Raw genomic sequence first — 22,465 nt, forward strand, 5'->3', positions numbered from 1 at the left:
AGACGTACTTGTACCCCCTGTGGTCGGGTGGGCGCAGCGCGCTAGGGTCGGCGGCATGAAGACGTCGATCGCGCCCGTTCGCTGGACCCCGCCGCCCGCACCGCCGGTGCGGCATCCCAAGGGCATCGACGTCGAGGTCGTCGGGTTGCCCGGCGCCGGCCCCGAGGACACGCTGATCGACGACGACGGCAGCGTCCTCACCGGTCTGTACGACGGCCGCATCCTGCGCGTCAGCGCCGACGGCAAGACGATCAGCACCCTCGCCGCCACCGGCGGCCGGCCGCTCGGCCTGGAATGGCTGCCGGACGGCAAGGTGCTGATCTGCGACGCGAACCGCGGCCTGCTGACCCTCGACAAGAACAATCGGATCACCACCCTGCTGTCCGAGATCGACGGCCGCCCGATGCGGTTCTGCAACAACGCGGACGTCACCGAGGACGGCACGATCTACTTCACCGACTCGTCGACCCGGTTCGGCATCGACGAGTGGATGGCCGATCTCCTCGAACACTCCACGACCGGCAGCGTGTACCGCCGTACCCCCGACGGCGAGGTGACCCGGCTGGCGACCGGTCGCGGCTTTCCGAACGGCGTGGCGCTCAGCAGCGATCGCCGTACCCTCTTCTGGGCCGAGACCGCGATGTACGGGCTCTACAAACTCGACCTCACCACCGAGGGCGCGGCGCCGGTGCAGATCGCGTCGATCCCGGGGCTGCCGGACAACATCGCGCGTGGCTCTGACGGCCTGATCTGGGTCGCGGTCGGGTCGCCGCGCAACGCCGTACTCGACCTGCTGCTGCCCAAGCACCCGGTGCTCCGCAAGGTCGTCTGGTCGCTGCCGGACGCGCTGAAGCCGAAGGCCGCGGACATCATCGAGATCCAGGCGTACGACGAGACCGGCGAACTGATCCACGACCTGCGCGCCAAGCACCCGAACTTCCACATGCCCACCGGCGTCCGCGAACGCGACGGGAAGGTGTGGCTAGGAAGCATCGGCACGAGCTCCCTAGCCACGTTCCCGACGCCGGCCCGTTAGGGCTTAGGCGGCGGGACCTCGCCCCGCGGCTGCGGTGACTCCGGGACCTCGGTGCCGGCGTCGTGGCCGTTGCCGGCGACGACGAGCGAGAAGGCGTCGCCGTGGTTGCTGACTCCTTCGATGACCGCAGCCTCGACCGCCTCCGAGCCGATCTCGCTGCGCAACATCAAGGGGTCGGTGCGCAGGTCCTTGGCGAGCGCGACCGCGAGTCCGACCATCACGACCGCGAACGGCAACGCCGCGACGATCGTGAGGTTCTGCAGGCCTTGCAAGGCGTCCGCGCCACCTCCGCCGGCGAGCAGCATGACCGCCGCCACCGCACCGGTCAGCACGCCCCAGAAGATCACCAACGGTTTCTTCGGCTCGATCGCACCACGCTCGGACAGCGTGCCCATGACGATCGACGCGGCGTCCGCACCGGACACGAAGAAGATCGCGACCAGCAGGACGACGATGACCGTCGTGACCGCGCCCAGCGGGATGTGGTCGAGCATGCCGAACAGCTGACCCTCGGTCGTCGACGCGCCGGCGATGTCGGTACCGCCACGCTGGATGTCGATCGCCGTACCGCCGAAGATGCAGAACCACAGCACACTGACCAGCGACGGCACCAGCAGGACGCCGGTGACGAACTGCCGGATCGTGCGGCCGCGGCTGATCCGCGCGATGAACATGCCGACGAACGGCGTCCACGAGATCCACCAGGCCCAGTAGAAGACGGTCCAGCCGGACAGCCAGGTGGCCATCGCGTCGCCGCCGCTGGCCTCGGTCCGCGCGGCCATGTCGGCCAGGTCGCGGAAGTAGTCGCCGATCGCGGTCGGCACCAGGTTCAGGATCAGCACGGTCGGACCGACCACGAACACGAAGACCGCGAGAACGACGGCCAGCACCATGTTGATGTTCGAGAGCCACTGGATGCCCTTCGCGACGCCGGAGACCGCCGAGGCGACGAAGGCCGCGGTGAGTACGGCGATCACGCCGACCATGACGGCGTTCCCGGTGTTGTCCAGCCAGCCGAGGATCCGGACACCGGAACCGATCTGCAGCGCGCCGAGCCCGAGTGACGCGGCCGACCCGAACAGGGTCGCGAAGATCGCCAGCCCGTCGATCACCTTGCCGATCGGTCCTTCGGTACGGCGTCCCAGCAGCGGAGCGAACGCCGCGCTGATCAGCTGCGACCGCCCGCGCCGGAACGTGCCGTACGCGATCGCGATGCCGACGACGGCGTAGATCGCCCACGGGTGCAGGGTCCAGTGGAACAACGTGGTCGCCATCGCGGTCTCGAGGGCCTCCGGCGACCCGCCCTGGACGGTGCCGGGCGGGGGACTGGTGAAGTGCGAGAGCGGCTCGCTGACGCCGAAGAACATCAGCCCGATGCCCATGCCGGCGCTGAACATCATCGCCACCCAGGACACGGTCCTGAACTCGGGTTCCTCGTCGTCCCGGCCGAGCGGGATCCGCCCGTACCGTCCGGCGGCGAGCCAGATCACGTAGACGACGAAACCGGAGGCCAGCAGGACGAACAGCCAGCCGGTGTTCTCCTCGACCCATCCGAGGGCCGAGGTGGACGCCGTACCGAGACCGGCGGCGTCGGCGATGCCCCAGGCGACGAAGGCCAGGGCGATGACCGCGGTGACACCGAAGGTGACGCGGTCGAGTCCGGAGCCGCGACTTCGGCTGCCGGGTGCTGGGGGTGTTGCGATGGCGGGATGGGGTGCGGGGTCTTGGGTGTCTGCCTGGTTGTCGATATCGATCGCCACAGGTAAGTCACGCCTCGCTTAGGCGCGCCTCCGTTCTGTTGTGTCGGGAAAAGTGCCTTACGACCGTGTCGAAGATCGTGGCAAAACGCAACAATCGTGCTTTCGGCCACACTCGGTAGGGTGCGGTCATGCGTTTCGGGATCGCGATTCTGCCGGAGTACCGCTGGCGCGACGCCGCGCCGCGGTGGCGGCGAGCCGACGAGTACGGCTTCGACCATGCGTGGACGTACGACCACCTGACCTGGAGCGGCCTCCAGGACTCACCGTGGTACGGGACGACGCCGACACTGACGGCGGCCGCACTCGCCACGTCGGCGATCAAGCTCGGCACGTTCGTCACCTCGCCGAACTTCCGGCACCCGCTGGCGCTGACCCGCGACATCCTCGCGATCGACGACGTGTCGGACGGCCGGTTCCTGTGCGGGATCGGGGCCGGCGGCAGCCTGGACGCGACGATCCAGGGCGGGCCCGACCTGACGCCACGGCAGAAGCAGGACCGCTATCAGGAGTTCGTGCAGCTCCTCGACACCCTGCTCACCACGGACGGCGTCGACTTCAAGGGCGAGTACTTCGAGACGCGCAACGGCCGGACGCTGCCTGGTTGCGTCCAGCAACCACGTGTCCCGTTCATCCTGGCCGGCAACGGGCCGCGCTCGCTCAAGTTCGCCGCCCGGCACGGCGACGGCTGGATGACGACCGGGGGAGCGGGGGACGACCTCGACAGCTGGTGGGCGTCGGTCGCCGACCTCAGCCACCGCCTCGACGACCTCCTCGAAGGCCGCCACCTGGACCGGTACCTGTCCCTCGACTCCAAGGTCTACGCGCTCTCCAGCCCGTCCGCCTTCGAGGACGCCGTCGGCCGCGCCGCCGCTCTCGGCTTCACCGATGTCATCACCCACTGGCCCCGCACCGAGGGCGTGTACGCCGGCTCCGAAACCGTCCTCGAGCAGATCGCGAGCGACGTCGTACCGCGATTGCGCTGAGCGCGGTAATGCGGCGAAAGGGCCGCACACCTGGTGGTGTGCGACCCTCTCGTCAGTGTGCTGGAAGGGCGATCAGGAACCGATCGCGCGGATGTTCTCCGCCTGCAGACCCTTCTGGCCCTGGGTGATCTCGAACTCCACGCGCTGGTTCTCGTCCAGCGAACGGAAGCCCGACATCTGGATGGCGGAGTAGTGCGCGAACACGTCCGCGCCACCGTCATCCGGGGTGATGAAGCCGAAGCCCTTGTCAGCATTGAACCACTTGACAGTACCGACAGCCATTTGTCTATCTCCTCGATGGCTATTAACAATCCGCGACCCACACCTCATGAGCCGCGCGTCGCCGAAAGGCCCCAGACGACAGACCGGCCATGCAGCACAGCAAAAGTCAGGGAGTCCAAAACTGCAACGCCATAACTGTAGCCGTTCTGCGGCCTGATGGTAGAGGTGACCACAAACACGTGTCGCTGATTGTCGCGACTCGCTACCCTCCGTGCACGCCCGAATCTGGGCAGCACAGGGCCGGTCCAGAAGCGGAAATCCCGCGCGACCTGCTGTTTCGCAGCCGCAGGTCGGGACGGGACGTTGGCAACGAAGGACAATGGCCCGGTACGCCGGGTGATGGGCGCATGATTCTGATCGGAGTCCCCGGCGTGTCGCGCCGCTGTGGACAGTTGCGCGACAGGCAACGCGCCAGGAACAGCGAGGAGGCAACGATGATCGTCAGCGTGACCCGGAGCGGTGGTTTCGCCGGCCTGACCAAGCAGGCCGAACTCGACACCAGCGACCAGCCGGACGCCGACCGGCTGGAGGCCGCAGTCCGGGAGTTGGGTGCAAAGGACCTGGGCACCGGCCGGCCGCAGCCGGACCGGTACGTATACCGGCTGGAGGTACGTGACGCCGCCGACATCACGCACCACACGGTCGCAGAGCAGGACATGGACGCGACCACAGCCTGGCTATTGGACCGCATCCTGAGCTAGCGCCAGTCGATCTCCGGTGACCGGTAGAAGTTGACGCCGAGCACCTCCCAGCGCGGCCCCTGCTCGGCCAGCCGGTCGCGGTACGTCGTCCAGTCGAGCGCGGACTCCTGCGACCATCCGAGCTCGGCGATGCCCGGCAGCCGCGGGAACGTCATGAACTCGACCTTCTCCAGATCGTCGAGCGTCTCTGTCCACAGCGGCGCCTCGACGCCGTCGATCGCACTCGCAGGCACGTTCGGGACCAGCGTGGCCGGGTTCCAGCTGTAGGACTGCTCGACGCTGACCAATCCGGCCCACTGCAGACCGAGCGGCGTCTCCTCGTGGTACTTCATGTCCAGGTACGCCCGGTTGGCGGGGGACAGCACCAGAGTCGCCCCCTGCTCCACTGCCTTCTGCGCCAGCACCTGAGCCTTGGGGTCCTCGGTGCCCCAGTACTGCACGACAGTGCCGGCAGGCAGCGACCCGTCGGCGATCTCGTGCCATCCCATCACCCGCTTGCCGTGCTTGACGACCAGCTCGGCGGCTTGGGGTACGAAGGCGAGGTACTCCGAGTGCGGGGTCGAGTGGGCCTCGTCGCCACCGAGGTGCAGGAGCTCACCGGGCGTCTGCTCGGCCACCTCCCGGAACACGTCGTCGAGGAACTCGTACGTCACGTCCTTGTCGATGGCGAACGAGCTGAACCCGACCTCGGTCTCCGTATAGAGCTCCGGCGCCTGGTCACCCTTGTTCAGCTCGGGGTACGACGCCAGAGCCGCATTGGTGTGTCCTGGGGTGTCGATCTCCGGTACGACGGTGATGTAGTGCTCCGCGGCGTACTGGACGAGCTCGGCGTACTCCGTCTTCGTGTAGTAGCCGCCGGTGCCGCCGCCGACCTGCAGACTGCCGCCGTACTCCGTGAGGCGCGGCCAGGAGTCCACTTGGATCCGCCAGCCCTGGTCGTCCGAGAGGTGCAGGTGCAGCCGGTTGATCTTGTAGAGCGACACCAGGTCGATGAAGTGCTTCACCTGGTCGAGGGTGAAGAAGTGCCGCGACACGTCGAGCATCACGCCGCGGTACCCGTACCGCGGGAAGTCGGAGATCGTCGTACCGGCGATCTCCCACGGACCCTCTTGCTCGCTGTTGGCCTCGGCCTTGGCGGGGAGGAGCTGCCGGAGTGTGGTGACGCCGCGGAACAGGCCCTCGGTGGTCGCCGCAGTGACGGTCACCCCGGACGCGTCTGCGCGGAGCTCGTAGCCCTCAGCACCCAGCGACTCTGCGCCGTCGGTGGACAGCGTGATCGTGCCGGTGCCTTCCTGGACAGGCAGCTCGAAACCGGTCGACCGGCGGAGCTGAGCGGCGAACCGGTCCGCGATCGGTTGGGCGGAGGAGTCGGCGATGCCGATGGTGGCGTCGGGCTGCAGCGTGAAGGTCTCGTCGGGGAGTGCCTGCTGCGCCGTGGGCTGCGGAATCATGATCGAAAGTGTTCGCGGCTCCCGGCATTACGTCAAGAGGCTTCAATACCGCTTGGCCGACTCGATCGCCCGCGCCACATAGCTGCCGCCGAACAGCACGACATGCACCAGCAACGGGTGCAGCTGGTGCAGCTCGATCCGCTCTCGCCATCCGTCTCGCAGCGGGTGCGCCTCGTCGTACGCACGCAGTACGCGGTCCAGCCGCGGTAGCCCGAAGAGCGCGAGCATGGCGAGGTCCGTCTCTCGGTGACCGCCGTGAGCAGCCGGATCGATCAGGTGTACGCCGTCCGGCGTCCAGAGCACGTTGCCGGACCACAGGTCGCCGTGGATCCGGCACGGCTCGTCGGACGGGTCGTCGTACGCACCTGCCTCCAGGCGAGTGCAGACGCGCTCGATGAGGTCCAGGTGGATGCCCTGGTCGTGGGCGGCCCGCAGGTACGGCCGTAGCCGCAGGTTCGCGTAGAACTCGCCCCACGACCGCACGGGCTCCACTGCGTGCGGCAACGGGACGGTGCCGATGTAGCCGTCGCCACTCCACCCGTCGGGCGGTACGCCGAAGTAGCGGGCGCCGGCGTCATGCGTGACAGCCAACCGCTGCCCGAATTCCTCGGCCGCGGACTCGGTCGGCGCAGACGTGTCCAACCTGGTCGTCGCCAGCTGAGTGGGGGAGACCTGGAGCGGCTCAGCGACCGGCACTCCGCCAGGAACCGCCAGCCAGCGCAGACCGGCCGCCTCGACCTCGAAGAAGCCCGCGGGTGCGTCAGACCGGCTCTTCACAAACGGCGTGGTCATCCCGGCACTCTGGCACGGTCCGTCGCTGTCGAACCAGCAGGGGCTCGCTGAGCATGACGAGAGTTGCGGCCGCGGCCAGCAAGCCGCCGACGAGTGCTACCGCTCGTACAGTAGTGGTGTCGATCAGTGCGCCGCCCACGAACGCTCCGGCGGCGATGCCGACGTTGAACGCCGAACTGGTCCCGGCAGACGCGATGTCGGTGCTGCCCGGGGCGATCTGCAGCGTCCGGCTCTGTACGGCGACTGCGAGCCCGCTGAACGCCAGACCGATCACTGCGATCAGCGCGACCGTCACGACTTGCACCTGTCCCAGCGCGTACAGCCCCAGCAGGCCGATCGTGATGAGACCGAGAGGCAGGACGGTCGCGCCCCACGGGTACCGATCCAGGACGCGTCCGACGATCACCGTGCCGGCCAGTCCGCCCGCACCGCTGGCCAGCAGCATCGGACCGAGCACCTCGGACGAGACCCCGGAGATGTCCAGCAAGAACGGCGTGATGTACGTGTTGAACGTCAGGAATCCGGTCACGCCGACAGCGGACGCGACCAGCAGGACGACGTACCGCCGCAGGTCGGGGGAGCTGCCCCGCCGGGACGGACTGTCCTGCACCTCGGTGCGCGGCAGCAGGACGGCGATCCCGACGCTGGCGGCCGCTCCGAGCACTGTCATCACCACGAACGGCACCCGCCAGCCGGCCTGCTCGCCGAGCCAGGTGCCGACCGGGATGCCGAGAATCGGCGCCAGCGCGGTACCGATCGCGAGCCGCGCGACCACCCGGCCGCGAAACTCCGGCGGGAACAGACTGGTCGCGATCGGCGGGGCGATCGACCAGAACAGCGCCTGTGAGAGTGCGATCAGCAGTCGCGCGGCGAACAGCGTCTCGTACGACGGAGCGGCCGCCGAGAGCGCCGTGGCGGCGGTCAGGACCCCGAGGGTGCCGGTCAGCACGACGCGACGGGGCAGGTGGTGGGTGAGTCGGGCCAGGGGGATCGACGCGAGTACAACGACCGCGGCGTACCCGGTGACGAGGAGGCCGACCTGGGAGCGCGATCGCTCGAGGTCGTCGGCGATCACGGTCAGCAGACCGATCGGAAGCACCTCGACCGTCACGAACGAGAAGGTCGAAACGCCGAGGAACACCAGTGCGGCGATTGCTCGGCGGGACGAGAGAGGCATGAGTCACCTGATTCCAGTAAAGATTCGGACAGTGGTAGCATCTCATCCATGACCGACAGTTCTCACGCGGAATACCGCATCGTGGGCGGACATCCCGTTCTCGACCTGGTGAACACGGTCACCCCACGGCTGCGGGGCGGCGACCCGGAGCGGGATTACCTCACCTCGCCGTCCGAGCTGATCGCCTGGGCCCACCGGATCGGACTGATCGATCTGCGGGACTACAGCGCCGTCGAAGGCACCTGGCGCTCGGCGCCGGAGCTGGCCGCGAAGGCCCTCAACGCGACACTGGAGATTCGCGAGGCGGCGTACGACGTGTTCGCGCCGCGGGCGACCGGTGCTGCGGTTGCGGGCGACGGCGTCAAGCGCAGCGAGGGCTCTGCGTTCGAGCGGTTGATGCTGCGCTGGTCGGCGGCCGCCGCGCGGTCGATGCTGATCCCGGATCCGGGCCGGGACCGCGGGATCGCGGAGCTGGTGGTCGGGACGTCGCCGGCGCAGTTGATCCCGGATCGGCTGGTGGTGGCCGCGGTCGAGCTGGTGCGGGGCGTCGAGCTGCGTCAGTTGCGGGCCTGCCCGGTCGCGGACGGAGGCTGCGGCTGGCTGTTCCTCGACCGCAGCCGGAACGGTTCGCGGCGGTGGTGCGCGATGGAGGACTGCGGGACGCGGGCGAAGATCCGCAAACTCGGCGAGCGCCGACGTGCTACCGGCGTACAGCGATTTGAGGGGTAGCGCGCTCGAACCTTCACTGTCAGCGACCGGCTCAGTGGCCGAGAACGCGTGTCGAAAGGTGCGAATTGTCCCCGCGACCTGTCATCGTAGGCGGCCGGGCCTTCCGACAAGAGGGCCCTGGCCGGACCTGCCCCTCATGAGGGACAGGCTGACGAAATTGATTGTGGAGGACAGATGACGCAGGTGGCAGAGCAGCCGGGCAGTACTGCCGGGCGGCTCGGCTCGGTGGTTCTGGATTGCCCGGACCCACTCGAGCTCGCCCAGTTCTACTCGGCGCTGCTGGGGCTGGAGATCGACGAGAACGGTGACGAGGACTGGCGGAGCCTGACCGGCCCGGGGTCGTCGCTGGGGTTCTCGACGCTGGCCTTCCGGCGCTCGGAGGAGTACGTGCCGGGCACGTGGCCCGGCACCGACGCGCAGGATCTCCACCTCGACCTGATCGTCGAGGACCTCTCCAGCGGGCATGCGACGGTGGTTGCCCTCGGCGCCGAGCCGCTCGATCCGCTGGACCCGCCGCCCGCCGAGAACGCGCGCGGCTGGCGGATCTACGCGGATCCCGCAGGGCATCCGTTCCGGATCTGCCTCGAGTGAGTCACCGAAGAGCCCGCCCCTTTCCCGGGGCGGGCTCTTCACTTGTTCAGGCGCCGGCGAACGGGAAGTGCCGGCCCTCGACGTACCGCGGCCGCGGCTGGTAGCTGTTCACCCCCGGCTCACCGCGCAGATGGAACGCGCTCGGGTACGGCGACTCCGGATCGGTGATCCGCGTCGACGTCGGGATGTAGCGGATGGTCAGCCCGCAGCGCCGATCCGGCGACGTGTTCGCGTTGCTGCCGTGCACGATGTTCGGATGGTGCACCTCGACGTCGCCCGGCGCGAGCACCATGTCGACGGCCTGCGACTCGTCGACCTCGACCGCGATCTCCTTGCCGAGCACGCTCTCCACGTCGGTGTTGTCACGCATCCCGGCGACCCCGGAGCGGTGACTTCCCGGGATCACCCGGACGCACCCGGTCTCCGGCGTCGAGTGGTCGACGGCCAGCCAGAGCGTCACCACCTCCATCGGATCGAGCGGCCAGAACGCGGCGTCCTGATGCCAGAGCACCGGCTGCCCGGAGTACGGCGGCTTGGAGATGTAGTGGGACGCGAACAGCGCGATGTCCGGCCCGACGAACCTCTCGGCGATGTCGACGAGCCGGTCGTCGCTCACCAGCCGGACCCAGAACGGGTCGTCCTTCAGGTAGATGTGGCCGAGCTGCTCGGGCCGTACGTCGGGATGCCTGGCCTGCAGCCACTCGACATGATCGTTCACTTCCTTGATCAGGTCTTGGTCGATGACGTCGCGGAAGATGACATATCCATCGGTTTCGAACATGCCTCCAGCGTCCGGGTGTGACGCATCCGAGGGCTAGCAGCCGTACGACGAGAATTTGTACTGTCTTGATGTGGATCAGATCCTGCGCTTCGAGGCGCACGCGTTCGGTCGGCCGTACCACGCGGCGCGGGTGCGGATCCCGGCCCGAGCCCGCGACACCGAACTGCACACGCACGCCGACTTCCACGAGTTCATGGGAGTCGTGTCCGGCAGTGGCGAGCACCTGCTGACCACCGGCGCCGTGCCGCTGCGTGCCGGCGACGTCGCCCTGGTCCGGCCGAGCGACCGCCATGCGGTCCGCGGGGCGGCGCCCGACGGTCTGGAGTTCGTCAACGTGGCGTTTCCGAGCTCGATCTGGCAAGGGTTCCTGGACCTGACCCGCACCCCGACCTGGACCTCCCGGGGCCCGGTCAGCTTCCATCAGCCGGCCGCCGTACCGCTCTTCGAGCACGCCCTCGACCGCTTCCAGAACGCCCCGACCGCCTACGACCTCCTGCGCTTCTGGACCGACCTTCTCGACCTGCTGGCACCAGGAGACCCCGGCGGCTCAGGGATCCCGGACTGGCTGGCCAAGGCATGTACGGCGATGCGCGCCGAGGAGAACCTCCGCGGCGGCGTACCGCGCCTCCTCGAACTCGCCGGCGTCAGCGCCGCACACCTGTCCCGCTCGATGCGCGCGGCGTACGGCGTCACCCCGACCGCCTTCGTCACCGACCTCCGCCTGGAACACGCCGCATCCTTGCTAGCAGCCACCAACGCCACGATCGCCGCCATCGCATCCCGCTGCGGCTTCACCAGCCAGTCCTACTTCACCCGCTGCTTCACCACCGCCCACGACCTGTCACCACGAGATTTCCGCCGCCGATCCCAACGCGCCTTCGTCCCGTAATCTACGTCACGTTGAGAAAAATCGACACCGTGTAGAATTTGGGGCATGGAGAAGCAGAACTGGCTCATCACCGGCGTCAGCACGGGGCTCGGGCGGGCATTCGCCCAGGCCGCCCTGACCGCCGGTCACACCGTCGTGGGGACGGTCCGCTCCGAGGAGGACCTGCGTGCCTTCGAGCAACTGGAGCGCGCGCACGCCCGCATCCTTGACGTGACCGACGACGACGCGGTCACTCGCGTGGTGGCGGACGTGGAGCAGAGCGTCGGCCCGTTGGATGTTGTCGTCGCCAACGCCGGCTACGGCCTCGAGGGCACCTTCGAGGAAACCCCGTTGGCAGACGTACGTCGGCAGTTCGAGGTCAACGTCTTCGGGGCAGCGGCCACTCTGCAGGCTGCGCTCCCGTTCATGCGTCGCCGCCGCCGCGGACACCTGATGGCGGTCACGTCGATGGGCGGCTTGATGGCCGTGCCCGGTATGTCGGCGTACTGCGGGAGCAAGTTCGCAATGGAAGGCATTCTCGAGGCGCTCGGCAAGGAGGTCGCACAGTTCGGCATCCACGTGACCGCGATCGAGCCCGGGTCGTTCCGCACCGACTGGGCCGGGCGCTCTATGACACGCGCCGGGCACTCCATCGACGACTACGACGAACTGTTCGTTCCGATCCGCGCGGCGCGGCAGAAGGCGAGTGGGAACCAATTGGGCAACCCGGCGAAGGCCGGCGAAGCAGTCGTCCACATCGCGTCGGTCGATCAACCTCCGGCGCACCTCGTCCTGGGCTCGGACGCGCTGCGCCTGGTCACGGCCGCACGTTCCGCCACCGATGCGGACATCCGCGCTTGGGATGCCCTCTCCCGGACGACCGACTTCGCGGAAGGTGCGCAGCTCTGATGACCGGCCGGCGCGCTGTCGAACGCAAAGGCGATGTCCGTGAGCGAGCCATCCTGGACACCTGCGAGGCGTTGCTGGCGGACATGGGGTACGACGCGATGTCGGTCGGCGACATCGCCCAAGGCGCCGGGATCACGCGCGGCGCTCTGTACTTCTACTTCGGCTCCAAACAGGAAGTCGTCACGGCACTGGTGGCTCGGACCGTCGAACACCTGTGGGAAAGGTCCCGCGTCGCCGCCGAGTCCGACGAGCCGCGCGAGGCCATCGCGGCTGCCATGCAGCGCACGGTCGAACTGTGGAACGAGCACGGGCTGGTGATGCGGACGGCGATCGACCTGTCGTTGACCGTCCCCGAGATCGGCACGCTGTGGAGCCGGACCGCCGACCTGTTCATCACGGCCATCACCGCAGTCCTCGAACGCGCCGGCGTACCGGCCGGCACCGCACCGGATCAGGCGTCGGCGATGGCCCGTGTCCTGTGCTGGATGATCGAGCGAACCTTCTACCACGCCTCGCAGGAGTCGCCCGTACAGTTGCAGCAGGCGTCCTCGACCTGCGAACACATCTGGCTGCTCAGCGCGGGGCTGATCACAGCGTCTCGAGGTACTTGATCGCCTCGGTCTGCTGGAACCACTTCGCCCAGCCGAGTACGTCGGCCTGGAACTGGCCGTCGGTGATCGACAGATCGGCCCCGCGTTCGACCAGGAACCGCAGGATCTCCAGGTTCCCGGTTCCCGCGGCCAGGTGGGCCGCCGTACGGCCGCTGGTGGTCTTCGCGTTCAGGTCGAAGCCTTGGTCCGCGAGCTCGGGGATGAGTTCCCAGTGGCGTGCGGCCGCGGCCTCGGCCAGCAGGGCCGGGCGCTCGCCGGGTGTCAGTTTGCCGGTGAAGCGGTTGTCGGGGTGGGTGCCGTGGTAGAAGTCGCGGACCGTTCCGACCTCCGCGCCGTGGTGGATGAGCTCGTCGAGGATGTGCAGGGCGAAGTCGGCTCCGTTGTCCTCGGCGTACGGTCCGGCGATGGCGCCCATCGGGCGGTCGAGATCGTCCTGGGTGAGCGCGGCCAGTCGCCGGCGCCAGACAGCGTAGGCGTGGTCGAGGGCGTCGATCGCGTCGGCGACCGAGCCCGGGACCGGCGGCGTACCGTCGTCGGCGGCAGGCTCCTGGCCGAACCAGGTCGCCGTGCGCTCCGCCTGCAGGACGTCGACGATGTGCGCGACCCGCCATGCCAGCGTCGTGAACGGCGGCGGCTCCGGCGGAATCCGGTCCCAGTCGGCCACGAACCCGTCATCCGTCGCCCGGACGGTCCAGCAACCGTCGAACGGCTCCCAGAAGTACTCCTCGTCGGTCAGCCCGCCGAGCCGGTCACGGAGGCGCTGCCAGGCGAAGTCGGACAGATCCAGCAAGCTCTGCGTCGTGGTCATGAATCCACCGTAAAGCGACCTGCGGACAGGATCGGTCCGCAGGTCGAGGCAGAATAGCCGATGGATACCGCGGCCCGGCTGCTCCGATTGCTGTCGTTGCTTCACTCGCGCCCCCAGTGGGACGGTGCCGAGCTGGCAGCAAGGCTCGAGATCACGCCTCGCACCGTACGGCGGGACATCACCAGGCTGCGGTCGCTCGGCTACCCGATCGACGCCGAGGCCGGGATCGGCGGTGGCTATCGCCTCGGACCCGGTGGACGCCTGCCGCCGCTGCTGCTCGAGGACTCCGAGGCCGTGGCGATCGCGGTCGGTCTGCGGGTCGCGACGACCACGACGGTGTCCGGCGTCGAGGAGGCGGCGATCTCGGCGCTCGCCAAACTCCATCAGGTGCTGCCCGTCCGGCTCCGGGAGCAGGTCGACGCGATCGGGGCACACACGACTCAGTTGCCGCAGGGCGAACTGCCGCCGGTTGACGGCGGCGTGCTGGTCACGCTGGCGGCGGGTTGCCGGCACGTCGAAGGCATCCGGTTCCGCTATCGCACCCATGACGGCAGCGAGTCGGAGCGCAGCGTCGAACCGCTGCAGATCGTGCACACCGGCCGGCGCTGGTACCTCGTCGCCCGCGACCGCGACCGGCAGGCCTGGCGAACCTTCCGGGTCGACCGCATCGAGCAGCCGGTGCTCACCGGGTCCCGGTACCGCTTCGACGACCCGCCGGACCCGGTCGCACTCGTTGCCGAGGGCACCGGAGTGTCGCCGTGGGACATCGTCGCCCGGATCCGCGTCCAGGCTCCCGCCGCCACCGTCACGAAGATGATCCCGCCGAGTCAGGGCGTGGTCGAAGAGCTCGACGCCGCGACCTGTGAGGTCCGCTTCGCCGCCAACGAACTCGGCCCTCTGGTCGCCCAGGTCTGCCGGATCTATTGGCCGTTCGAGATCCTCGAGCCACCTGAACTACGCACCGCCGTCCACGAGCACGCCCGTCGGCTGCTGGACTCCTAGCTGTCGGCCAGGGCCTTGCGGATGCGTTTTTCGGAGACTGGGTACGGCGTGCCGAGGGTTTGGGCGAACAGGCTGATGCGGAGTTCTTCGAGCATCCACCGGACCTCGAGCAGTTCGGGGCTCGGGTACTTGCCTGTCGGCACCGCGCGGAGTCTCTTGCGGTACTCGTCGGTGAGCATGTCGACGACGGCCATCCCGGAGCGGTCGCGCGCCGCGTTGGCGCCGAGCTTGTCCAGGCGCAGCTCCATGCCGCGCAGGTACCGCACCAGATCGGGCAGTCGCTTCGCCCCGGTCTCGGTGATGAAGCCCGGATGCACGAGGCCTTCGAGCTGACCGCGGACATCCGACAGGGCAGCGAGCAACGCGGGGCTGGCCGCGCGGGAGATCTGCTTGTCCACGGTCCGCGCATGCCCGAGCACCTGCTCGACCTGCTGCAGAATCGTCAGCACGGTGTCCGCGAGTTCCGACCGTACGGCGTCCCGCAGGATCGAGAACGCGGTCAGGTTCCACGCCGGCCCGCCTGCCGCTGCCATCAGCTGATCGACAGCCGCCGCGATCGCATCGTCGAGCAGCTCACCGACGTTGCGATGCGGACCCGCCATCAGAGTCAGCTTCTGCGCACTGCTGAGTTGGCGTTGTACGACGTCGATCACCGACGGCATGGTCAGCAGCAGAAGCCGCCGCGTGCCCGCCCACATCGCCGCGGCCTGGTCGCGCTCGGTCTCCTGCAGGCGGATCGCGACGCTCTTGCCCTCGTCGACGAGCGCCGGGTAGCCCGCGACCGTCAGCCCGTTGCGGTGCTCGGAGAAGCTGCGGGGGAGATCGCCGAACGTCCAGTCGGTCAGGCCGGCCTTCTCCAGTCCGCTGACCGCCTTCGACGCGACCTGTGAGATCGCGGCCTTCGTCTTCGGCTTCAGCTTCTCCTTCAGCTTGGCGAGATCCTTGCCCTCGGCCACTGTCTTGCGTTTGTCGTCCTCGACCCGGAACGTCATCCGCAGGTGCTCAGGCACCCGGGTCCAGTCCCAGTCCTCGGGCTCGATCACCACGCCGCGCAGGTCCCGCAAGGCGCGTGCCATCGCGTCGGTGAGCGGCCCGGACGCCGGGTCGAGCTCGGGGAGGATCTGTCGCGCGTGGTCCGGCGCGGGCACGATGTTCCGCCGTACAGCCTTGGGCAGCGACTTGATCAGCGTCGTGACCAGTTCCTCGCGGAATCCGGGAACGCTCCACTCGAAGCCGTCCGCGGTCACCTGGTTCAGGACGAGCAGCGGGATGTGCACGGTCACGCCGTCGGCATCCGTGCCGGGCTCGAACGCATAGGTCAGGTCGAACGTCATCCCGTTCTGCGTCCAGTGGAGCGGGAACTCGTCCTCCTTGACGTCCGCACCTTCGCGGACGATCAGCGAACGCTCGAAGTCGAGCAGGTCGGGGTCGCGCTGCCGTGCCGTCTTCCACCACGTGTCGAAGTGCCGGCCGGTGACGACCTCGGGGCCGAGACGCTCGTCGTAGAACGCGAACAGCGTCTCGTCGTCGACCAGCAGGTCGCGTCGCCGGGTCCGCTCCTCGAGTTCCTCGACCTCTTCGATCAGTTTGCGGTTCTCGTGGAAGAACTTGTGGTGGGTGTCCCAGTCGCCCTCGACCAGCGCGTGCCGGATGAACAGCTCGCGCGACACCTCCGGGTCGACCTTCCCGTAGTTCACCTTGCGCCGGGCAACGATCGGTACGCCGTACAGCGTGACCTTCTCGTACGCCATCACGGCGCCGGCCTTGCGTTCCCAGTGCGGCTCGGAGTACGAGCGCTTGATCAGGTGCGGCGCGAGATCCTCGGCCCACTCCGGCTCGATCTTCGCGTTCACCCGCGCCCACAGCTTCGACGTCTCGACCAGCTCGGCGGCCATCACGAACTGCGGCGGCTTCTTGAACAGCCCGGAGCCGGGGAAGATCGCGAACTTCGTCCCGCGCGCGCCGAGGTACTGGTGCTGGTTCGCGGGATCCTTCATCCCGAGGTGGCTGAGCAAGCCGGACATCAGCGCGATGTGCACGCTCTGTGGGTCGGCCGGCTCGCCGCTGTTGAGTTTCACGCCGATCTGTGTGGCGACCTGGCGGAGCTGCGCGAAGATGTCCTGCCACTCGCGGACCCGGAGATAGTTCAGGTACTCGCTGCGGCACATCCGGCGGAACTGGTTACCGGACAGCTCCTTCTGCTGCTTCTTCAGGTAGCCCCAGAGGTTCAGGTAGCCGAGGAAGTCGCTGTTCGGGTCCCGGAACCGGGCATGCGCCTGCTGGGCCTGCGCCTCGGCATCGGTCGGGCGCTCGCGCGGGTCCTGGATCGAGAGTGCGGCCGCGATCACCATGACCTCGCGGACACAGGCATGCTTGTCGGCCTCGACGATCATCCGCGCCAGCCGCGGGTCCAGCGGGATCTGCGCGAGCTGCCGGCCGATCGGAGTCAGCCGGCCGCCCTTCGGTGTATCGATCGCTCCCAGCTCGGTGAGCAGCTGCAGGCCGTCGGTGATGCTGCGCTTGTCGGGTTCGTCGATGAACGGGAACGCGGCGATGTCGCCGAGCCCGATCGCGGTCATCTGCAGGATGACGGAGGCGAGGTTGGTGCGCAGGATCTCCGGGTCGGTGAACTCGGGCCGGTTGGTGAAGTCCTCCTCGGAGTACAGCCGGATGCAGATGCCGTCGCTGGTCCGGCCGCTGCGGCCCTTGCGCTGGTTCGCGCTGGCCTGCGACACCGGCTCGATCGGGAGGTGCTGGACCTTGGTGCGGTGGCTGTAGCGCGAGATCCGCGCCGTACCGGGGTCGATCACGTACTTGATGCCCGGGACGGTCAGCGAGGTCTCGGCGACGTTCGTGGCGAGCACGATCCGGCGGTTCGAGTGCGGCTGGAAGACCCGGTGCTGCTCCGCGTTGGAGAGCCTGGCGTAGAGGGGGAGGATCTCGGTCGTACGGCGTTCGCCGCGGAACTTGTCGTTCAACGCGTCGGCGGTGTCGCGGATCTCGCGCTCACCGGACAGGAACACCAGTACGTCGCCGTCCGCCTCGTACTCGAGCTCGTCGACGGCGTCCAGGATCGCCTGGGTCTGGTCGCGGTCGATCGTGCTCGGGTCCTCGGGGTCGTTGACCGGGCGGTACCGCACCTCGACCGGATAGGTGCGGCCGGACACCTCGACGATCGGCGCCGGGGTGCCGTCCGCGGCCGCGAAGTGCGCGGCGAACCGCTCCGGGTCGATGGTCGCCGAGGTGATGATCACCTTGAGGTCCGGGCGGCGGGGGAGCAGACGCTTGAGGTAGCCGAGGATGAAGTCGATGTTCAGGCTGCGCTCGTGCGCCTCGTCGATGATGAGCGTGTCGTACCGCGTGAGGTCGCGGTCGCGCTGCAGCTCGTTCAGCAGGATGCCGTCGGTCATCAGCTTGACCAGCGACCGCTCGCTGACCTTGTCGGTGAACCGTACGGCGAAACCGATCGTCTCACCGAGCTCGGTGCCGAGCTCCTCCGCGATTCGCTCCGCGACCGTGCGCGCCGCGAGCCGGCGGGGCTGGGTGTGGCCGATCATGCCGTGCACGCCGCGGCCGAGCTCGAGGCAGATCTTCGGGATCTGGGTGGTCTTCCCGGACCCGGTCTCACCGGCGACGACCACGACCTGGTGGTCCCGGATCGCGGCGGCGATCTCGTCCTTCAGCTGGCTGACCGGCAGCTCTTCCGGGTAGGTGATCTCGGGTACGGCGTTGCGCCGTACGTCGACCCGCCGTTCGGCCTGCTCGACCGCCCCGGCCACACTCTGCAGCTCGGCGGCCCGCTTGCGAGCGTCCGTCGTACGCCGAACCCGCTCGAGCCGCCGCCCGAGATGCTCCCGGTCGTACGCCGTCAGATCGTCGAGCCGAGCCACCACGTCCGCAAGATTCAGCTCACCCTCGGCAGCACCGGATGCGGTTGCCGGGGCGGCGGCTTGGCGTCCCTTTCCGCCGCGCCGACGGCGCCGGCGATTGGCCGGGTCCTGCGAGGGGGCTGGGGGTGGACTCGTGGACTCGGTCCGGGCATCAGGCATAACCAGTCCAGTTTAGAGGCCCGACCCCAGCACCTCACCCGGATTTCAGTCGTGGGGGGACGGGACCTTGACGGCGAGGACCGGGACGGGGGACTCGAGGAGGACTCGCTGGGCGGTGCTGCCGAGGATGAGTTTGCCGACCGGGCTGCGGCGGCGGAGGCCGAGGACGATCAGACCGACGTCCTCGGCGGCAGCCGCCTTCAGGAGGGCGCCGGCCACGTCGCCCTCGGAGACCGCCTGCTGGATCGTCACCTCGACGCCGTGTTCGCGCAGCTTGGCCTCGGCGGCCGCCAACTCGTCGGCGTTGGCGTAGCGGGCGTCGATGTAGGCGTCGCCCCGGCTCGTGTTCAGCAGCAGGATCGAGGCCCCGCGCAGCTCGGCCTCGGTCGCTGCGGCGGTCAGCGCCGCCTCACCCTCGGGCGTTGGTACGTATCCGACGAGAATCTTCACGGTTCTTACTCTCCCATGCCTGACCTGCGCCACTCACCAAGCAGCCCGAAGCCGAGCAACCCACGCTCAGCCACAGCCGCGAACGAGCCCGCTGCGGGGGTTGGTGAGTGGCGCAGGTCCATCAACCGCCCTCGCCGCCGGTTAGGGTCGAGCACATGGTCGAACTTCAGGTGGTCCTCCCGGACGAGTCGGCGACGATGCCGCCCGAGCGACTGGTCGAGCTGGCGATCGCCGCGGAGGACCTGGGCTACGGTACGGCGTGGTTGCCCGATCACCTCCTCCCGCCGGGTGAGTTCGGCCCGACCTACGGCGGCGTGTACGAACCTCTCGTCACGATCGGGTACCTGGCGGCGCGCGCGAGCCGGATCCGGTTCGGGACCTCGGTGCTCGTGCTGCCGATGCGGAGTCCGTACGTGGTCGCCAAGCAGGCGGCGACACTGCACCGGTTGTCCGGCGAGCGCGTCGTACTGGGGATCGGCGCGGGGTGGGCGAAGGACGAGTTCGCGGCAGTCCGTGCCGTGTTCGAGGAGCGCGGCCGCCGCACGGACGAGTCACTCGGGATCATCCGTGATCTCTTCGAGGGCCGGGACCGCGGCGGGGTGTTCGAGCCCAAGCCCCGGGCGCCGCTCCCGCTCATGATCGGCGGTACGACGGTGCCCGCGTTGCGCCGCGCCGCGCGCTACGGCGACGAGTGGCAGGGGCTCAACCTGGACGGTGCCGGATTCGCGGCGGCGGTATCGCGGCTCAGGTCGTTCGGTGACCGGCCGATCAAGGTCGGGACGCGGCTCGACTGGTCCGACGGCGATCCCGACCCGGTCGTCGCCATGGCTCACGAGCTCGTCGACGCCGGCGCGGAGACCGTGGCGGTGTCCTTCGGGGACGAGGCCAGCGCGCTGGACCGGATGACGAGGTTCCGGAAGCTCTTCACGGCGGGGTGAGTTTGCCGCGCAGGACCTTGCCGGTCGCGTTGCGCGGGAATTCGTCGAGGACCACGATCCGGCGCGGGGTCTTGTAGCGTGCGAGGTTGGCCTTCACGTGCGTCAGCAACTCGTCCTCGGTGGCCGGCGAGTCGAGTACGACGTACGCGATCAGCCGCTGGCCGAACTCGTCGTCGGGGACTCCGGCAACGACCGCTTCGGCGACCGCGGGATGTGCGGCGAGGCACTGCTCGACCTCGACCGGATACACGTTCTCGCCGCCGGACACGATCATGTCGTCCTCGCGGCCGTCGACGAACAAGCGCCCGGCCGCATCGACGTGACCGAGGTCGCCGGTGCTCATCCGCCCGTCGACGACGGTCTTGCTCGAACCGTCCGAGTACCCGCCGAACACCAGCCCGCCGCCCGCGAAGATCCGCCCGGTCGTGCCGGTCGGCACCGTGCGGTCCTGGTCGTCGAGGATCCGGATCGTGCTGCCGAGACAGGGCCGCCCGACGGTCCCGGGCGCGGCGAGCAGGTCGGCGGACGTCGCGATCGTGGCGATGCCGACCTCGCTCGACCCGTACGCGTCGCACAGCACCGGCCCGAACCGTTCGATGAACCGCTCCGCCAGCGGCGCGCCGAGCTGGGACGCGCCCGAGATGACGGCCCGCAGCGAGCGCAGGTCGTGCTGGGCGGTGGCGTCCGGACCGAGATCGAGGATTCGGCGCAGCATCACCGGTACGGCGACGATCGCGCCGGCGCGGGTCGCCTCGACGTCGGCGAGCAAGGTGGCGGCGTCGAACCGCGGTCGCAGGACGAGCGGCGAGCCGAGGAACAACGCGAGCATCGAGGTGAGGAGACCGAGCCCGTGGAACAGCGGCGGGCAAACGACCATCGGCTCGCCCGCCCGGAGCCCGAACCGGCTGAGCGCGCTCCCGGTCAACCCCGCCAGCCCCACCGCGGTCGGCACCCGGGGCGCCGCCTTGGGCGTACCAGTGGTTCCCGAAGTGAGAATCGTGATGTGCCCGGCCGTGTCAGGCGCAGGCGCAGCCGGGCCGCCGCTCCGAGCGAGGTCATGCAGGCTCCGAGGTCCGCGGCTGTCCTCGTCCGTCCCCGCCCCGGCCGACCTCAGGCCGGCTGACGCCGACAGAACAGCAGGGAGGTCGGCCGGCGGAGTGAACTCTTCGTCATGGACCAGGAGATCCGGCCGATGCCGTTCGAGGACCGCTTGGAGTTGCGGCGGTGCGAACTCGGTGTTCACGAACAGGACGTCCGCGCCGATCCGCGACGCCGCCAGCGTCGCCTCGAGGAATCCGCGGTGGTTGCGGCACAGCACCGCCACCTTGCTCCCGGCAACGATCCCGTACTGCGCCTGCATCCCGGCCGCGATCCGTTCGCACCGCCGATCCAGCTCGGCGTACGTCATCACGTCGTCCCCGGAGATCACCGCAGGCCGCTCCGGATACCGGATCGCCGCGATCACCCCGAGCGCCGCCATCGACTGACCCCAGGTCCGCAGCGCCCGTTCGATCCGCACGAGCTGCGCCGGCCCCGCCGACCTCCACACCCCGGACGTGATCAGTGCGACCGACAAGCCGCCGACCTCGGCCGCGCTCTGCACCAGCCATGCCGGCGGCCGCAGCGGTGGGATCGGGCGGATCGTCCTCATCGCTTCTTCCCGCCTCCGGTACGCCGGAAGTACTGCTCGAGCAACCGATCCGTCGGCACCCGCAACAGGTTGCCGATGGCATCGGCCGGCCGGACGAACGGCGGCGTGATGTTGTGCGGGCGCTCGGCCACCGCCGTACACACCTGATCGGCTGCCTGCTCCGGCGTCAGCCCCGGCAACTTGTTCAGCAGCGGCGTCGGCTCACTCATCCGCGTGTGCACCAGCCCCATGTAGACCGTCGAGGTCGTCACCCCGTCGCCGCGGACCTCCTGCGCCACGCACCGCAGCCACACGTCGAACGCGCTCTTCGACGCCAGGTACGCCGACCAGCGCGCCATCGGCGGCGTACGGACGCCGGCCGTCGACACGTTCACGATGTGGCCGGACCCGCGCTCGCGCATCGACGGCAGCAGTTCGAGCACGAGCTTCGCCGGCCCGAGGTAGTTGACCGCGTTCGTCCGCTCGATGTCGTGGAACCGCTGGTACGTGTCCGCGATCGATCGCCGGATCGACTTGCCGGCGTTGTTCACGAGTACGTCGACCCGCTCGTGCTCGGCCAGCATGGTCCGCACGAGCTCCTCGACCGCTGCCGGGTCGGCGAGGTTCGCCGGATACGCGTAGGCGGTCCCGCCCGCGGCACGAATCTCGTCGGCCACTGCCTGCAGTTGGTCCGCCGTTCGCGCGACGAGCAACACCGTCGCGCCTGCAGCAGCCAGCCGCCGTGCAGTTGCCTCACCGATCCCGTACGACGAACCGGTGACCAGCACCACCTTGCCCCGGACAGCCGCGTCCAGCCGCTCGTCGGAAATCCTGGTGCGACCGTTGGTGAGCGCGACAAGCAACGGCCACCCCGGAGCACGCTTCCCAGTCACCATGCGCCCGACATTACCCGCTGG

General features: G+C 68.9%; 21 protein-coding genes. 10 read left to right on the top strand and 11 right to left on the bottom strand.

Annotated features, from left to right (window positions below):
* The first annotated feature begins 55 nt into the window (after positions 1 to 55).
* The gene (locus tag EV137_RS01290; RefSeq protein WP_134125904.1) at positions 56 to 1,036 is read left to right on the top strand and encodes an SMP-30/gluconolactonase/LRE family protein; all 981 of its coding nucleotides are present in this window, start codon (positions 56 to 58) and stop codon (positions 1,034 to 1,036) included.
* Here the strand turns inward: EV137_RS01290 and EV137_RS01295 are convergent.
* Positions 1,033 to 2,796 (bottom strand): BCCT family transporter, encoded by a 1,764-nt coding sequence (locus EV137_RS01295; protein WP_134125906.1) that lies wholly within the window; start codon positions 2,794 to 2,796, stop codon positions 1,033 to 1,035. The two genes, EV137_RS01290 and EV137_RS01295, sit on opposite strands and share 4 nt — an antisense overlap.
* 128 nt (positions 2,797 to 2,924) lie before the next feature.
* On the opposite strand from EV137_RS01295, the gene EV137_RS01300 reads away from it, so the two are divergent.
* A complete protein-coding gene (locus EV137_RS01300; RefSeq protein ID WP_134125908.1) occupies positions 2,925 to 3,779 on the top strand; it encodes an LLM class flavin-dependent oxidoreductase in 855 nt (284 codons plus the stop codon).
* A gap of 72 nt (positions 3,780 to 3,851) precedes the next feature.
* Here the strand turns inward: EV137_RS01300 and EV137_RS01305 are convergent, their stop codons facing one another.
* A complete protein-coding gene (locus EV137_RS01305) occupies positions 3,852 to 4,061 on the bottom strand; it encodes a cold-shock protein (RefSeq protein WP_130385526.1) in 210 nt (69 codons plus the stop codon).
* Between the two features lie 434 nt (positions 4,062 to 4,495).
* On the opposite strand from EV137_RS01305, the gene EV137_RS01310 reads away from it, so the two are divergent.
* The gene (locus tag EV137_RS01310) at positions 4,496 to 4,762 is read left to right on the top strand and encodes a protealysin inhibitor emfourin (protein ID WP_134125910.1); all 267 of its coding nucleotides are present in this window, start codon (positions 4,496 to 4,498) and stop codon (positions 4,760 to 4,762) included.
* On the opposite strand, the gene EV137_RS01315 is transcribed toward EV137_RS01310, so the two are convergent.
* Genes EV137_RS01315 through EV137_RS01325 form a run of 3 tightly spaced genes read right to left on the bottom strand, consistent with a single transcriptional unit; the run spans position 4,759 to position 8,182 of the window.
* Positions 4,759 to 6,213 (bottom strand): beta-N-acetylhexosaminidase, encoded by a 1,455-nt coding sequence (locus tag EV137_RS01315; RefSeq protein ID WP_134125912.1) that lies wholly within the window; start codon positions 6,211 to 6,213, stop codon positions 4,759 to 4,761. The genes EV137_RS01310 and EV137_RS01315 overlap by 4 nt on opposite strands.
* A 42-nt stretch (positions 6,214 to 6,255) precedes the next feature.
* The gene (locus tag EV137_RS01320) at positions 6,256 to 7,005 is read right to left on the bottom strand and encodes a fructosamine kinase family protein (protein ID WP_134125914.1); all 750 of its coding nucleotides are present in this window, start codon (positions 7,003 to 7,005) and stop codon (positions 6,256 to 6,258) included.
* Complete coding sequence (locus EV137_RS01325; protein ID WP_134125916.1) at positions 6,974 to 8,182, bottom strand: MFS transporter; 1,209 nt, start codon at positions 8,180 to 8,182, stop codon at positions 6,974 to 6,976. Before EV137_RS01325 ends, EV137_RS01320 begins: the two co-directional genes overlap by 32 nt.
* Before the next feature lie 48 nt (positions 8,183 to 8,230).
* Here EV137_RS01325 and EV137_RS41835 point away from each other — a divergent pair, with 48 nt between their 5' ends.
* Together EV137_RS41835 and EV137_RS01335 are read left to right on the top strand one after the other, a co-directional pair.
* Positions 8,231 to 8,911 (top strand): CGNR zinc finger domain-containing protein, encoded by a 681-nt coding sequence (locus tag EV137_RS41835; RefSeq protein WP_134125918.1) that lies wholly within the window; start codon positions 8,231 to 8,233, stop codon positions 8,909 to 8,911.
* 174 nt (positions 8,912 to 9,085) lie between these two features.
* A complete protein-coding gene (locus EV137_RS01335) occupies positions 9,086 to 9,502 on the top strand; it encodes a VOC family protein (protein ID WP_133789105.1) in 417 nt (138 codons plus the stop codon).
* A 46-nt stretch (positions 9,503 to 9,548) separates the two neighbouring features.
* Here the strand turns inward: EV137_RS01335 and EV137_RS01340 are convergent, their stop codons facing one another.
* Positions 9,549 to 10,283 carry a phytanoyl-CoA dioxygenase family protein gene (locus EV137_RS01340; RefSeq protein WP_134125920.1) on the bottom strand — a complete coding sequence of 245 codons (735 nt, stop codon included), beginning with the start codon at positions 10,281 to 10,283 and terminating at the stop codon, positions 9,549 to 9,551.
* Between the two features lie 70 nt (positions 10,284 to 10,353).
* On the opposite strand from EV137_RS01340, the gene EV137_RS01345 reads away from it, so the two are divergent.
* The 3 genes from EV137_RS01345 to EV137_RS01355 are packed head-to-tail and all read left to right on the top strand — an operon-like array spanning position 10,354 to position 12,671.
* Entirely contained in the window at positions 10,354 to 11,172 is an 819-nt protein-coding gene (locus EV137_RS01345) for a helix-turn-helix transcriptional regulator (protein WP_134125922.1), read from the top strand.
* A 45-nt stretch (positions 11,173 to 11,217) separates the two neighbouring features.
* Positions 11,218 to 12,060: an oxidoreductase gene (locus EV137_RS01350; RefSeq protein WP_134125924.1), complete on the top strand. Its 843-nt coding sequence runs from the start codon at positions 11,218 to 11,220 to the stop codon at positions 12,058 to 12,060.
* The gene (locus EV137_RS01355) at positions 12,060 to 12,671 is read left to right on the top strand and encodes a TetR/AcrR family transcriptional regulator (protein WP_134125926.1); all 612 of its coding nucleotides are present in this window, start codon (positions 12,060 to 12,062) and stop codon (positions 12,669 to 12,671) included. Before EV137_RS01350 ends, EV137_RS01355 begins: the two co-directional genes overlap by 1 nt.
* Here the strand turns inward: EV137_RS01355 and EV137_RS01360 are convergent.
* The gene (locus tag EV137_RS01360) at positions 12,649 to 13,479 is read right to left on the bottom strand and encodes a DinB family protein (RefSeq protein ID WP_134125928.1); all 831 of its coding nucleotides are present in this window, start codon (positions 13,477 to 13,479) and stop codon (positions 12,649 to 12,651) included. The genes EV137_RS01355 and EV137_RS01360 overlap by 23 nt on opposite strands.
* A 60-nt stretch (positions 13,480 to 13,539) precedes the next feature.
* On the opposite strand from EV137_RS01360, the gene EV137_RS01365 reads away from it, so the two are divergent.
* The gene (locus EV137_RS01365; protein ID WP_134125930.1) at positions 13,540 to 14,481 is read left to right on the top strand and encodes a helix-turn-helix transcriptional regulator; all 942 of its coding nucleotides are present in this window, start codon (positions 13,540 to 13,542) and stop codon (positions 14,479 to 14,481) included.
* Here EV137_RS01365 and hrpA read toward each other — a convergent pair.
* A complete protein-coding gene (gene hrpA / locus EV137_RS01370) occupies positions 14,478 to 18,530 on the bottom strand; it encodes an ATP-dependent RNA helicase HrpA (RefSeq protein WP_134125932.1) in 4,053 nt (1,350 codons plus the stop codon). The genes EV137_RS01365 and hrpA overlap by 4 nt on opposite strands.
* A gap of 45 nt (positions 18,531 to 18,575) precedes the next feature.
* Positions 18,576 to 18,980, bottom strand: coding sequence for a universal stress protein (locus EV137_RS01375; protein ID WP_131338258.1), 405 nt, complete (start codon positions 18,978 to 18,980; stop codon positions 18,576 to 18,578).
* Between the two features lie 155 nt (positions 18,981 to 19,135).
* On the opposite strand from EV137_RS01375, the gene EV137_RS01380 reads away from it, so the two are divergent.
* Entirely contained in the window at positions 19,136 to 19,918 is a 783-nt protein-coding gene (locus EV137_RS01380; protein WP_134125934.1) for an LLM class flavin-dependent oxidoreductase, read from the top strand.
* Here the strand turns inward: EV137_RS01380 and EV137_RS01385 are convergent.
* Positions 19,905 to 21,569, bottom strand: a complete 1,665-nt coding sequence (locus EV137_RS01385) for an AMP-binding protein (protein ID WP_238175019.1) — start codon at positions 21,567 to 21,569, stop codon at positions 19,905 to 19,907. The genes EV137_RS01380 and EV137_RS01385 overlap by 14 nt on opposite strands.
* Positions 21,566 to 22,444 carry an SDR family NAD(P)-dependent oxidoreductase gene (locus tag EV137_RS01390; protein WP_134125936.1) on the bottom strand — a complete coding sequence of 293 codons (879 nt, stop codon included), beginning with the start codon at positions 22,442 to 22,444 and terminating at the stop codon, positions 21,566 to 21,568. The genes EV137_RS01385 and EV137_RS01390 overlap by 4 nt, the downstream gene beginning before the upstream one ends.
* Between the last annotated feature and the right edge of the window lie 21 nt (positions 22,445 to 22,465).

Origin of the sequence: Kribbella pratensis, from assembly GCF_004366075.1 — a bacterium.
Classification (GTDB): Bacteria; Actinomycetota; Actinomycetes; order Propionibacteriales; family Kribbellaceae; genus Kribbella; species Kribbella pratensis.